This is a genomic window from Streptosporangium sp. NPDC003464 (assembly GCF_053588315.1).
This window is the reverse complement of the sequence record NZ_JBSFPS010000305.1, coordinates 1-11437: the sequence shown is the minus strand read 5'-3', so window position 1 is coordinate 11437 and position 11437 is coordinate 1. Positions and strand designations below refer to the sequence as shown.

The 11437-nt window shown below is 71.6% G+C and carries 16 protein-coding genes; 9 read left to right on the top strand and 7 right to left on the bottom strand.

All coding sequences use genetic code 11. From position 1 onward, the window contains the following. Positions 1–30 precede the first annotated feature (30 nt). From ACWDS7_RS41485 to ACWDS7_RS41470, 4 genes are all read right to left on the bottom strand, one after another. Positions 31–351, bottom strand: a complete 321-nt coding sequence (locus ACWDS7_RS41485) for a hypothetical protein (protein WP_451933750.1) — start codon at positions 349–351, stop codon at positions 31–33. 111 nt (positions 352–462) lie between these two features. Next, on the bottom strand, positions 463–1239 hold the full coding sequence (locus ACWDS7_RS41480) for a class I SAM-dependent methyltransferase (protein WP_306864074.1): 777 nt from the start codon (positions 1237–1239) through the stop codon (positions 463–465). Between the two features lie 105 nt (positions 1240–1344). After that, positions 1345–2391, bottom strand: a complete 1047-nt coding sequence (locus ACWDS7_RS41475; protein ID WP_451933749.1) for an ABC transporter substrate-binding protein — start codon at positions 2389–2391, stop codon at positions 1345–1347. Positions 2392–2517: 126 nt separating this feature from the next. Continuing rightward, on the bottom strand, positions 2518–2685 hold the full coding sequence (locus ACWDS7_RS41470) for a putative acetyltransferase (protein ID WP_451933748.1): 168 nt from the start codon (positions 2683–2685) through the stop codon (positions 2518–2520). Between the two features lie 160 nt (positions 2686–2845). Between ACWDS7_RS41470 and fdxA the strand changes: the two genes are divergently transcribed. The 3 genes from fdxA to ACWDS7_RS41455 all read left to right on the top strand — a co-directional run bounded on the left by fdxA (position 2846) and on the right by ACWDS7_RS41455 (position 5049). Continuing rightward, complete coding sequence (gene fdxA, locus ACWDS7_RS41465) at positions 2846–3172, top strand: ferredoxin (RefSeq protein ID WP_306864079.1); 327 nt, start codon at positions 2846–2848, stop codon at positions 3170–3172. Between the two features lie 114 nt (positions 3173–3286). Then, positions 3287–4366: a succinyldiaminopimelate transaminase gene (gene dapC / locus ACWDS7_RS41460; RefSeq protein ID WP_451933747.1), complete on the top strand. Its 1080-nt coding sequence runs from the start codon at positions 3287–3289 to the stop codon at positions 4364–4366. An 11-nt stretch (positions 4367–4377) separates the two neighbouring features. Further along, positions 4378–5049: a DUF4178 domain-containing protein gene (locus ACWDS7_RS41455; protein WP_306864085.1), complete on the top strand. Its 672-nt coding sequence runs from the start codon at positions 4378–4380 to the stop codon at positions 5047–5049. On the opposite strand, the gene ACWDS7_RS41450 is transcribed toward ACWDS7_RS41455, so the two are convergent. Continuing rightward, positions 5046–5870 (bottom strand): hypothetical protein, encoded by an 825-nt coding sequence (locus tag ACWDS7_RS41450; RefSeq protein ID WP_451933746.1) that lies wholly within the window; start codon positions 5868–5870, stop codon positions 5046–5048. The genes ACWDS7_RS41455 and ACWDS7_RS41450 overlap by 4 nt on opposite strands. Positions 5871–5995: 125 nt before the next feature. Here ACWDS7_RS41450 and ACWDS7_RS41445 point away from each other — a divergent pair, with 125 nt between their 5' ends. Continuing rightward, positions 5996–6880, top strand: coding sequence for a 2,3,4,5-tetrahydropyridine-2,6-dicarboxylate N-succinyltransferase (locus tag ACWDS7_RS41445; RefSeq protein WP_451933745.1), 885 nt, complete (start codon positions 5996–5998; stop codon positions 6878–6880). A 4-nt stretch (positions 6881–6884) separates the two neighbouring features. On the opposite strand, the gene ACWDS7_RS41440 is transcribed toward ACWDS7_RS41445, so the two are convergent. Beyond that, positions 6885–7181, bottom strand: coding sequence for a hypothetical protein (locus tag ACWDS7_RS41440; RefSeq protein WP_451933744.1), 297 nt, complete (start codon positions 7179–7181; stop codon positions 6885–6887). On the opposite strand from ACWDS7_RS41440, the gene dapE reads away from it, so the two are divergent. From dapE to ACWDS7_RS41425, 3 genes are all read left to right on the top strand, one after another. Next, entirely contained in the window at positions 7180–8241 is a 1062-nt protein-coding gene (dapE, locus tag ACWDS7_RS41435; protein ID WP_306864094.1) for a succinyl-diaminopimelate desuccinylase, read from the top strand. The two genes, ACWDS7_RS41440 and dapE, sit on opposite strands and share 2 nt — an antisense overlap. 214 nt (positions 8242–8455) lie before the next feature. Next, on the top strand, positions 8456–9250 hold the full coding sequence (locus ACWDS7_RS41430; RefSeq protein ID WP_306864096.1) for an LOG family protein: 795 nt from the start codon (positions 8456–8458) through the stop codon (positions 9248–9250). Positions 9251–9259: 9 nt separating this feature from the next. Then, complete coding sequence (locus ACWDS7_RS41425; protein ID WP_451933743.1) at positions 9260–9847, top strand: LOG family protein; 588 nt, start codon at positions 9260–9262, stop codon at positions 9845–9847. On the opposite strand, the gene ACWDS7_RS41420 is transcribed toward ACWDS7_RS41425, so the two are convergent. Further along, positions 9824–10123: a hypothetical protein gene (locus ACWDS7_RS41420; protein WP_451933742.1), complete on the bottom strand. Its 300-nt coding sequence runs from the start codon at positions 10121–10123 to the stop codon at positions 9824–9826. The genes ACWDS7_RS41425 and ACWDS7_RS41420 overlap by 24 nt on opposite strands. Positions 10124–10164: 41 nt before the next feature. Here ACWDS7_RS41420 and ACWDS7_RS41415 point away from each other — a divergent pair, with 41 nt between their 5' ends. Both ACWDS7_RS41415 and ACWDS7_RS41410 read left to right on the top strand, forming a co-directional pair. Next, positions 10165–10854, top strand: coding sequence for a hypothetical protein (locus ACWDS7_RS41415; protein ID WP_451933741.1), 690 nt, complete (start codon positions 10165–10167; stop codon positions 10852–10854). Continuing rightward, a complete protein-coding gene (locus ACWDS7_RS41410) occupies positions 10851–11408 on the top strand; it encodes a DNA-3-methyladenine glycosylase I (protein WP_451933740.1) in 558 nt (185 codons plus the stop codon). The genes ACWDS7_RS41415 and ACWDS7_RS41410 overlap by 4 nt, the downstream gene beginning before the upstream one ends. The last annotated feature ends 29 nt before the right edge of the window (positions 11409–11437 follow it).

Genomic DNA, 11437 nt, shown 5'->3' with positions numbered 1-11437 from the left:
ACGACGACGACGCCGCGCAGTTCGCAGCCGTCAACGACGCGCGGGACTGGGTGGACGCCAACCGCAACGAGAGTCCGCTCTTCCTGTTCTTCGTGGCTCGTCGGCCTCGTCGGGGTCCAGGACGTACAGGGCGGGCAGCACGTCGCCCACGGCGGCGGCCGGCCAGTGCTCCAGGGCGATCCGGGCGAGGATCTCGGCCAGCTCCTCCGGCTCCAGCACGGCGAGCACCCGGGCCATCGGCAGGCTGCGCCACCAGGCGTCCGGGAGACCGGGCCGGTCACGCAGGAGTGGGATCGTGGCCGCGTCGCTCCAGCGCAGCGGCGGCACGAGGTCACTCAGACAGAAGTTCATCCGTTCCCTTCACCAGCCCCTCAAGCCGCCCGAGTCACTCCACGTCGCCGGGGAACGAGACTCATGGAACAGACCATAGTCTGGCAAATCGCCCCGGCGCATCGGGTCCGGTCAGCGGCGTACGGCCGCGAACCGGAGCCGCACGTAGTCGGCCATCCACCCGGTCTCCCGGCGCAGCGCGGGCGCGGCCAGCTCGTTCACCCGGCGCAGCAGTGATTCGGCCAGCTCCACGGGCACTCCGTGGAGCAGTGAGCCGGCGAACATCCGCACCCAGTCCGCCGCCCCGTTGGGGCATTCGTCAAGCGGGGTCGGCCGGTCGAAGTACTCCAGCAGCCGGACGACGAACCCGCCTTTCTCCAGCCGCGTGGCGTATTCGGCCGGAGTGGGGAAGTACCAGGGGAGGTCGGGCTCGCGCAGCCCGTGCTCCCGCCACGCGGTGGACAGCGCGGCCGTCAGCGCGGCGCAGTTGCCCGCGCCGCCCATCTCGGCCACGAACCGCCCGCCGGGGGTCAGCGCCTCGCGCACGCTGGATATCACCGCGTCCGGCTCACGCCCCATCCAGTGCAGGGCCGCGTTGGAGAAGACCGCGTCGTACGGCTGGGCGACCGTGAAGTCACTGCCGTCGCCGACGATGAAGTCCAGCCCCGGATACTGCGCCAGGGCCTTCTCGATCATCGCCGGGGATCCGTCGATCCCCAGGACGCGGGCCCCCCGGGAGGTGATCTCGGCGGTCAGCACCCCGGTGCCGCAGCCGAGATCCACGATGCGCTCCCCGGGCTGGGGGTCGAGCAGGTCGACCAGGGGGGCGCCGTGCGCCGAGACGTATCCGAAGCCGCTGTCGTAGGAGCGAGCGTTCCACCTCGTCAGGCCCGGGGCGTCGTATCGCATGACGATCAGCTCACATTCTGAGACGCCACGGCCTCTTATCGGTGCTCTCCAGACACTTTAGAGCCTCCGGGATGTCGCGACATATCAGTCTCGGCAGCCTCAGGGTTATCCGACCTTCCCACCCCACGCACGCTGGAGGTACGCCTTGGCGGCGTCGGTCTGCGGAATGGTCAGCATCACCGGCCGGGCGTTCGTGGCGGGCAGCTTGGCGGCGAGATCCCCGTCCAGCGCGCCCCGCATCCGGAGGGCCTCCATCCGGGCCGGCCGGGCGTAGCCCTTGAGGAAGAGGTTCTGGCCCCTGTCTGAGAAGAGGAACTCCTGCCACAGCCGCGCGGCGGCCGGGTGCGGGGCGTTCTTGCTGATGGCCTGGACGTAGTACGCGCTGAGCGCGGCGTCGCCCGGGATCGCGACCTTCCAGCCCGCCCGCCCGGCGTTGCGGTAGTCCCAGTCGAGGACGACCGAGGCCGCCTGCTCCGAGGCCGCGAGGTTGCCGGCCCGCTTCAGGCGGTGGAAGAACTCCACCCCCCGCTCCGCCTGGGCCCTGCCGTTGCTGAGCGAGGCGGCCATCACCCCGTTGAAGGCCGAGGCGGCCTGCCGCGGGTCGCCGGACAGCGAGACGCTGTAGCCGGGCTTGAGCAGGTCGCCGTAGGAGGTGGGGGCCGCGACCTTGCCCGGGTCGTAACCGATGGACATGTAGCCCCCGTAGCCGGCGTACCACCGCCCGGCCGGGTCCTTGAGCTCGTCGGGGATGTCCTGCCAGTTCTGGACCTTGTACGGGGCGAAGGCGGCGGCATGGGCCACCGCGACCTCCAGGCTCAGGTCGAAGACGTCGGGCCTGAGCCGGGCCGCGGACTCGATCTCCCGCCGGCTGCTCGCCTCCGGCTCCAGCTGGTCGACCTTGATCCCGTACTCCTCGGAGAAGGTGTCGATGATCTCTCCGTAGTTCACCCAGTCGCGCGGCAGCCCGATCACGGTGAGCGAGCCTTCCTTGCGGGCCGTCTCGACGAGGTGGTCCATGGTCGAGAACCCCTCCTGCAGGGAGGCGGCCTGGGGCTTGGCCGGCGGAAGCTGGCGGCTCTCGGTGGCCGGGGCGCCACACCCGGCGATCGTGGCGGTGAGAATCACGGCTGCGGCGCTGATGCGTACGGTCACATGTCGAATACTCTTGGTGAAGGCGGGGCGGGTCGAGGAGGCGCGGCCTTTCTTGGTGAACGGCTTACACCCGGACGGAGCGGGCCGCCGTCCCCACCGGCCGGGCCGTGACCTGCGCGGTCGGGCTCAGCCCGGGACGACCTTCGCCGCCGCGAGGGTGTCCTGGGGGATCTCGACCAGGCTGCCGTCGCGCTTGCGCACCCCGAGCACGCCGTCCCGCCAGAATTCGAGTTGGCCCACCGCGTCGCGAAACCCTTCTGGAACCCGCCGCCGTGTGGTTACTCTTTTGCCCACGTCAGAAGGGGTTATGGTGATATTTAGGCGAGCGCCGAGGCCTGGGTTCACCGTCTTTTGCCCCCTCCCGTTTCGGACATTTGGCGGGCACGGCAATACTAGGGCGTAGCAACCCGCGGTCGAAGTCGTGCCTAGGTGCGTAAAAAAGAAGGAGCCCGAGGTGACCTACGTCATCGCGCAGCCTTGCGTGGACGTCCTGGACAAGGCGTGCATCGAGGAGTGCCCCGTCGATTGCATCTACGAGGGCGAGCGCATGCTCTACATCCACCCCGACGAGTGCGTGGACTGCGGTGCGTGCGAGCCAGTCTGCCCTGTTGAGGCGATCTTCTACGAGGATGACCTTCCCGAGCAGTGGAAGGACTTCTACAAGGCCAACGTGGACTTCTTCGAGGACCTGGGATCGCCCGGCGGCGCCTCCAAGGTCGGCAAGATCCAGAAGGACCACCCGGTCGTCGCGGCCCTGCCCCCGCAGGCCGAGAGCCACTAGGAGCCCGGCCGGGCGGGGCGGCGCGCACTGAGCCGCCCCGCCCGGCCGGAGCCCGCTGACAAGACGTCTTCCCCCTCCCGGCCGGGGCGGGGGACCTGCCTATCGGGGAGAGCTGTGATCGGCCTGCCGGATTTCCCATGGGACCGACTCACGCCGCTCAAGGAGCTGGCGCAGTCGCATCCCGACGGGATCGTCGACCTCTCGGTCGGCACCCCCGTCGACCCGGTCCCGGCCGTCGTGCGGCAGGCGCTGGCGGAGGCCGCCGACAGTCCCGGCTACCCGCTGACCTACGGCACCGAGCGGCTCCGCTCCGCCGCGGCGGGCTGGCTGCGCCGCCGGCACGGGGTGAGCCTCGACCAGGCGGACGTGCTGCCGCTGATCGGCTCCAAGGAGTTCGTGGCCTGGCTGCCGACGCTGCTCGGCATCGGCCCCGGCCAGCGCGTGATCCTCCCCGAGCTGGCCTACCCCACCTATGACGTGGGGGCCCGGCTCGCGGGCGCCCAGCCGTACGCCACCGACGGGCTGCTGGCGCTCGGACCCGAGCGGGTGCCGCTGGTCTGGGTGAACTCGCCGTCCAACCCGACCGGCAAGGTCCTGCCCGCCGAGCACCTACGCAAGATCGTCTCGTGGGCGCGCGAGCGGGGCGCGGTCGTGGCCTCCGACGAGTGCTACATCGAGCTGGGCTGGGAGGAGCGGCCGATCTCGATCCTGCACCCGGACGTGTGCGGCGGCTCGCACGAGGGCCTGCTCGCGGTGCACTCGCTGTCCAAGCGCTCCAACCTGGCGGGCTACCGCGCCGGGTTCGTCGCGGGTGACCCGGCGCTGATCCGGCGGCTGCTGGAGGTCCGCAAGCACGCGGGCATGCTCATGCCGGCGCCGGTCCAGGCGGCGATGGCCGTCGCCCTGGACGACGACGAGCACGCCGAGGAGCAGCGGGCCCGTTACGCCGCCCGCCGGGCGGCGCTGCGCCCCGCCCTGGAGGCGGCCGGCTGGGAGATCGAGCACTCCACCGCGGGCCTCTACCTGTGGGCCTCCAACGGCACGGACTGCTGGAAGCAGGTGCGGGCGCTGGCCGACAAGGGGATTCTGGTGGCACCCGGTGACTTCTACGGAGAAGCCGGTGGGTCACATATCCGGATCGCCGTGACCGCGAGCGACGAACGCGTCAGTGCGGCGGTCCGCCGCCTCCAGTAGGATCCCGCGGCATGACCCCTGAGGTCGCCGCGATACTCGGACTCAGCGCAGTGACGCTCGTCCTGTTGCTCGGCGCGTTCTACGCGACCACGCGCCAGGACAGGAAACCGCGCAAGCCCGAGCCGCCCGGCGATACCCCCCTCCAACCGGCCGAGGACGCGCAGCCGCCGCCCCAGCCGAGCATGGGCCATGTCGGCATCGACTACCCCGACCCTCGCACGATCAAGGTGGGCGACACGATCGACTGCCAGGGCGCGCGGACCCGCGTCCTGGGCGCCATGTACCTGTCGTGGCAGGGCACCCAGTGGACGGAATACCTGCTCGACGACGGCACCCGCCGCTACCAGTGGCTGTCGGTCGAGACCCGTCCCGGCCTGAAGCCGGGCGACCCGCCCCATCTCGAGGTGCTGCTGTGGACGCCGGTGCCCACCCAGGGCATGATCCCGGCCAAGACCACGCTGAGCGTCGAGGGGGTCGAGTTCTTCCCGGTGGACCGCGGGACGGCGGCCTTCCGCGGGGAGGGCGTCACCTCGATGCCCGAGAGGGGCCTGCTCGACTTCGCCGACTACCGGGCCGCCGACGGCCGCCTGCTCTGCTTCGAGCGGCTCCAGGGCCAGCCCTGGAGCTCCTCCTACGCCCAGCCGCTCCCGCCGGGCTCCATCAAAATCGAGAAGAAGGGCTAGGAGATCTCGACCCGGCCCGCCGGGGCGCCCGCGTCGGCCTTCCACCCGCCGTCGTCATCCGTCGACGACCAGACCTGGCCGTTGTAGCGGACCCGGCTCAGCCCGAACTCCCGGGCGTGGGTGACCGACCAGGTGGACATCAGCCAGCCGTGCTTCTGCGAGGTGGCGTTGAGCGTGGTGCCGGAGCCGAGCGCGCGGGCGAGCTCCTGCCTGGCCGCGGCGGCGCCGGGGAGGGGCGTCTTCCCGGTGGGGGTCGGGAACCAGCAGCGCACGGCCTTGGGCACCCGCCCCGTGAACGCCGCCGCCAGGATCTTCGCCTCGCCCTCGTGCTGGGCGTAGGCCGACCCGTCGGCCGAGCGCTGCACCTCCTGGGCCGCCTCGTGCAGCGGCAGCTTCCGGTAGTGCTTGACCTTCACCAGGGCGGAGAAGAACTTCCCCGCGGCGTAGACCGGGTCGATCAGCTGACTGGGCTTGCCCCAGCCCTGCGAGGGCCGCTGCTGGAACACCCCGACCGAGTCACGGTCGCCGAAGGGCAGGTTGAGCAGCTTGGACTCCTGGATGCCGGTGGCGTAGGCGATCACCACGGCCCGCTCGGGCAGCTTCCGGCGGGCGGCCACCGCCGCGATGGCCGAGGCCACCTGCGCCTGCTCGATCTCCAGCTCGATGGAGCCCGCCGGGGTGGTGATCGTGCAACCCTCCTGCTGCGCGGTGAACGAGGTGACCCGGTTCAGCAGGGTGAACAGGCCCACGGTGATGGCCGCCGCGAGCACGGTGACGATCACGAAGATCGTGATGACCCCTTTGGAGAAGCGCCGTTGCACCCTGAAGAACCTACCGGTCCCGGGCAGGAGAAGAACCGCCGGAGATTCTCGGCATAATCCCGCAGCCGGACGGTCGCCCTCTGTTATCGTTCCACAGGTTCCGCGGGCCGGGCCTGTCCGCCGCGATGCCCGTCCGGCCTGGTGAGAAGCCGCTTTCGCGCGGGAGCGGAGGAGTCACGATCCAGTCCCATCCCAGCCCGCTGCCGGCGGCTGTCGACGAGCTGTGGGAGCGCCGGGCCGAGCTGGGCCCCGGCGACGCCGAGGCGCGGAGCGTCGTCGTCGCCGCCGTCGACATGATCGACACCGGCAGGGCCAGGGCCGCCGCCGTCTCCCCCGCCGGTGAGGTGGTCGTGGACGAGCGGGCCAGGCGCGCCGTCCTGCTGGCCTCCCTCGTGCTCGGCATGTCCCGCTCCCAGGTGGGTGACTTCCACCACCACGACCGCGTCCCGCTGAAGACCTCCTTCGACGGTGTCCGCGTGGTGCCGGGGGCGATCGCCCGCTGGGGCGCCTACATCGCGCCCGGCGCCGTGCTGATGCCCTCCTTCGTCGACATCGGCGCCCACGTGGGCGCCGGGAGCGTGGTGGACACCTGGGCCGCGGTCGGCTCGTGCGCGCAGATCGGCGAGAACGTCCATCTGTCCGGCGGGGCGGGCGTCGGCGGGGCGCCGGAGCCCCTGAGCGCGGCCCCGGCGGTCGTCGAGGACGGCGCGCTGGTCGGGAGCCGCGCGATGATCGTCGAAGGGGCCCGGGTGGGCAGGGGCGCCGTGGTCGGCGCCGGCACGATCCTGTCCGCCTCGACGCCGGTCATCGACGCGCGGACGGGCGAGGAGCTGGACCGGGGCCGCATCCCCGACTGGTGCGTGGCGGTCGGCGGCACCCACGCCAGGGAGTTCCCCGGCGGCACCTTCGGGCTGCCCTGCGTGCTGGTGCTCAGACGCCTGCGTGAGGGGCGGCGGCACGGCAGGGCGGAGCTCGACGGGATCCTCCGCGAGCACGGCGTCAACGTGTGAGGCGTCAGCCCACGAGGAGCCAGACGACCCTGCGCCGCGCGGGGAAGAGCTGTTCCAGCTCGGCGTAGCTGTGGCCCGGCCCCGCGGCCGGCGCCGGGTCGTGGCCGGTGTGCGTCAGCTCGGCGAGCATGGCCCGCTGCCGCCGGACGGCCGCCTCCTCCCTGGCCAGGTCGGTGTCCGGATCCGCCGGCGCCTCGCGCGGTTCCGATGCCGGGCCGGGCGTCCGGCCGGCGCGGCCGGCTCGCTGATGCGCGACGCGCCCTCCAGCGGAACCCGCGGGCGGGGATAGGGTCGCGGGCATGAGTACGCGTCTGGATCTCACACAGGACGTCGGGGCGCTCACCGCGCGGCTCGTGGACGTCGAGTCGGTCAGCGGCGGCGAGAAGGCACTGGCGGACGCGGTCGAGCAGGCACTACGGCCTCTCCCGCACCTGAGCGTGCACCGCGACGGCGAGGCGATCGTCGCCCGCACCGAGCTGGGCCGCGGCGAGCGGGTGGTGATCGCCGGGCACATCGACACCGTCCCGGTCGCCGGCAACCTGCCCAGCCGGGTCGAGGGCGACCTGCTGTACGGCTGCGGCACCTCGGACATGAAGGCCGGCGTCGCGGTCGCGCTGAAGCTGGCGGCGGCGCTCCGGACGCCGAGCAGGGACGTGACCTACGTCTTCTACGACTGCGAGGAGATCGAGGCCGAGCGCAACGGCCTGCTCCGGCTCAGCCGCAGGCACCCGGACTGGCTCGCCGGTGACTTCGCGGTGCTCATGGAGCCCACCGACGGCGTGATCGAGGGCGGCTGCCAGGGCACGCTCCGGGCCCAGATCACCACCCGCGGCAGGCGAGCCCACAGCGCCAGGTCCTGGCTCGGGGTCAACGCCGTCCACGCGGCCGAGCCGGTGCTCGCGATCCTGAACGCCTACCAGGCCAGGCTGCCGGTGGTGGACGGGCTGGAATACCACGAGGGCCTGAACGCGGTGGCGATCGACGGCGGTGTGGCGGGCAACGTGATCCCCGACGAGTGCGTGGTGACCGTCAACTACCGCTTCGCCCCCGACCTGTCGCTGGAGGCCGCCCAGGCGCACGTGAGCGAGGTGTTCGACGGCTTCGAGGTCCGCTTCACCGACGGGGCCGCGGCCGCGCGGCCCGGCCTGACCCATCCGGTGGCGGCGGCCTTCCTGGAGGCCGTCGGCGGCACCCCGAGGGCCAAACTCGGCTGGACCGACGTGTCGCTGTTCTCCGGCCTCGGGGTCCCCGCGGTGAACTACGGTCCCGGCGACCCGAATCTGGCGCATCAGCGCGGGGAGTACGTCTCACTGAAGAAGATCGCCGATTGTGAGCGCAGAATGCTCGGCTGGCTGGGCTGACACCGCCGCGACCGGCCGTCTGACCTGGGCGTATCGGCCGCCTGGCCTGGACACAAATGAAAGTGGCTTTCCTCGCCGGCCATTTGGCGGGGAAAGCCACTTTCAGTCCCGAGCAGCACCCTCGGCAGTTAGACGCAGGCTCCGCGAAATCCGGTTCCGTGTTTTCCAGGAGATTTTCCAAGATTTTTCCGAAGGCGGCGCTACGGTGACCGGCATGAAGAAGACACGTCCGGAACGCCGTCAGGGAGGCGCCGTGGTCCGCGGCGACCTCGTCTCCGAATCCACTCATGACCAGCGGCTTCTCGACCGCCGGGGGCCCGCCGACTGGCTGCACATGGACCCGTGGCGGGTGATGCGCATCCAGGCGGAGTTCGTGGAGGGCTTCGGCCAGCTCGCCGAGCTGCCTCAGGCGGTGACCGTCTTCGGGTCCGCCCGGACCCCCGAGGGCACCCCCGAGTACGAGCTGGGCGTCCAGATCGGCCGGAAACTCTCCGAGGCGGGCTACGCCGTGATCACCGGCGGCGGGCCCGGCTGCATGGAGGCGGCCAACAGGGGGGCCAGGGAGGCGGGCGGGGTCTCCGTCGGCCTGGGCATCGAGCTCCCCTTCGAGCAGCACCTGAACGAGTACGTGGACCTCGGCATCGAGTTCCGCTACTTCTTCGTCCGCAAGACCATGTTCGTGAAGTACGCCTGCGGCTTCATCGCGCTGCCGGGCGGTTTCGGCACGATGGACGAGCTGTTCGAGGCGCTGACGCTGGTCCAGACGCGCAAGGTCACCTCCTTCCCCGTGGTCCTGATGGGCACGGAGTTCTGGGGCGGGCTGATCGGCTGGATCAAGGACACCCTCGTGTCCAGCGGCAAGATCTCCCCGGCGGACCTGGACCTCGTCCACCTCACCGACGACGTGGACGAGGCCGTGCGGATCATCGCCGACGCCGACCGGAACAGGGCCGAGCGGCTCAGGGAGGAGCAGCGGGCAGCCCGGAACACGGTCGGCGACGCACAATAGGGTTTGCCTGTGTTCATATGTGTATTCCTGGCATCGAGTCAGAAGATCGATCAGAAGTATCTGACCCTGGCCGAGGAGGTCGGCACCGAACTGGCCCGCCGCGGGCACACGCTGGTGAGCGGCGGGGCCAAGGTGTCCTGCATGGGCGCGGTGGCCCGGGCGACACGCGCGGGCGGAGGCCGGACCATCGGGGTGATCCCGCAGGCCCTGGTGGACATCGAGGTCGCCGACGAAGACTCCGACGAGCTGGTCGTCACCACCGACATGCGTGAGCGCAAGGGCGTCATGGACGCCCGCTCCGACGCCTTCCTGGTGCTGCCCGGCGGCATCGGGACGCTTGAGGAGCTGTTCGAGATCTGGACGGCGCGGACGATCGGCCTGCACGACAAGCCGCTGGTGCTGCTGGACCCGTGGGGCGTCTACGCGCCGCTGAAGACCCTGGTCGAGCGGATGCACGAGGAGGGCTTCACCCGGCCGAACGTCTTCGACGCAATCTCCTGGACCACCACGGTCGAGGAGGCGTTCCAGCACCTGGAGAAGAGGACCACGCGCCTGGTGCCGAGCGCCGAGGAGCTAGGCGAGGCCACGGCGGGTTAGCGCGGGCGGACGCCGCCCGGCGAGGGACTCGGTCATCTCGACCGCCAGCCGCACCTGGGCGGGGCGGGTGGTGCGGAAGACCCGGGCGCCGGCCCAGGCGCAGATCGAGGCCGCGGCGAGCTCCGCGGCCTCCCGGTCGTCTCCGGCCAGGGCGGCGGGCGTGACGGCGACGGTCCGCCCGGCCCGGACGAGCTCCTCGATCTCGGCGATCGAGTGGGCCTCGGCCCAGTCCGGTCCGCCCGGGTCGTCGGGGCCGATTACCGCGAGAGCTGTCATGGCGCGATCCTAGATCAGGGGAGTTGTGGCACGATTCGTATGTGCTGGTCATACTCGCTCTCGCCGCCGTAGCCATTCTCGCGGGTGTGGTGGTGGTCGCCACGGGGCGGGGTGGCGAACTGAGCGAGTTCGCCCCCGACGTCCCTCCGCTCGACCTGCCCGGCGCCGGTCAGCTCGGCGCCGTCGACCTCATGAGCCTGCAACTGCCGGTGAGCCTCGTCGGCTATCACACGCAGAGCGTGGACGAGACGCTGAACCGGGTCGTGAACGCGCTGGGCGAGCGCGACACCAGGATCGCGGTCCTCGAGCAGCGGGTGTCGGAGCTGCTGGCCTTCCGGCTCCAGGCCCGCAAGGAGATCCACGCCGGCCCGCCGGACGGCCCGCGCACCAACCACGAGCCCGAGGGGCCCATGGAGCTGCCCGAGCTGTCCGAGGCGCTGCCGGAGTCCCTCGCCGACCGCGACGTGGTCACCGACCGTGACCGTGACGCGGCCACCGCCGACCGTGACGCGGCCGCCGACCGCGACGCAGCCGCCGACCGTGTCCGTGACGCCGCCGACCTCAACGGTGAGGCCGCCGACCTCAAGGGTGAGGCCGACCTTGACGGTGAGGCCGGCCGCGACGGTGAGGTGGGCCGCGACGGCGACCGGGGAGGCGGCTGGGAGCACCGCCCGGATGACGGCTGGGATCGCGACCGGCCGGGCGTGCCGGACTCGGAGGAGGCACGATGACCGGGCCCGCGCAGCCCGTCCGCTGCGGCTGGGTGAGTTCGGCCCCCGAATACATCGCCTACCACGACGAGGAGTGGGGCCGCAGGGTCGAGGGCGACGACCGCGTGTTCGAGCGGCTCACCCTGGAGGCGTTCCAGTCCGGCCTGTCGTGGATCACGATCCTGCGCAAGCGGGAGAACTTCCGGGCCGCCTTCGCCGGGTTCTCGATCCCGGCCGTGGCGGCCTTCGGCGACTCCGACGTCGACCGCCTGCTGGCCGACACCGGGATCGTCCGCAACCGGGCCAAGATCGAGGCCACGGTCGCCAACGCGCGCGCCGCCCTGGAGGTCGACCTGTCCGACCTCGTCTGGCGCCACGCCGACCCCGACTCCACCATGCCGAAGACCCTGGCGGACGTGCCGGCCCAGACCCCCGGCTCCAAGGCGCTCGCCAAGGAGCTCAAGTCCCGTGGCTTCCGGTTCGTCGGCCCCACCACCGCCTACGCGCTGATGCAGGCCATCGGGCTGGTCAACGACCATCTGGCCGACTGCTGGGTGCGCGACTCCTGCCGGTGACGCCCGGCGGGCCGGGGGCCGGTGACCCG

Excerpts from the sequence above, each read along its gene's own strand:
- ACWDS7_RS41485 (WP_451933750.1), bottom strand. The coding sequence starts at position 351 with ATGAACTTCTGTCTGAGTGACCTCGTGCCGCCGCTGCGCTGGAGCGAC.
- ACWDS7_RS41480 (WP_306864074.1), bottom strand. The coding sequence starts at position 1,239 with ATGCGATACGACGCCCCGGGCCTGACGAGGTGGAACGCTCGCTCCTAC.
- ACWDS7_RS41455 (WP_306864085.1), top strand. The coding sequence starts at position 4,378 with ATGACCCCTGAGGTCGCCGCGATACTCGGACTCAGCGCAGTGACGCTC.
- ACWDS7_RS41445 (WP_451933745.1), top strand. The coding sequence starts at position 5,996 with ATGCCCGTCCGGCCTGGTGAGAAGCCGCTTTCGCGCGGGAGCGGAGGA.
- dapE (WP_306864094.1), top strand. The coding sequence starts at position 7,180 with ATGAGTACGCGTCTGGATCTCACACAGGACGTCGGGGCGCTCACCGCG.
- ACWDS7_RS41440 (WP_451933744.1), bottom strand. The coding sequence starts at position 7,181 with ATGCCCGCGACCCTATCCCCGCCCGCGGGTTCCGCTGGAGGGCGCGTC.
- ACWDS7_RS41430 (WP_306864096.1), top strand. The coding sequence starts at position 8,456 with ATGAAGAAGACACGTCCGGAACGCCGTCAGGGAGGCGCCGTGGTCCGC.
- ACWDS7_RS41420 (WP_451933742.1), bottom strand. The coding sequence starts at position 10,123 with ATGACAGCTCTCGCGGTAATCGGCCCCGACGACCCGGGCGGACCGGAC.
- ACWDS7_RS41410 (WP_451933740.1), top strand. The coding sequence starts at position 10,851 with ATGACCGGGCCCGCGCAGCCCGTCCGCTGCGGCTGGGTGAGTTCGGCC.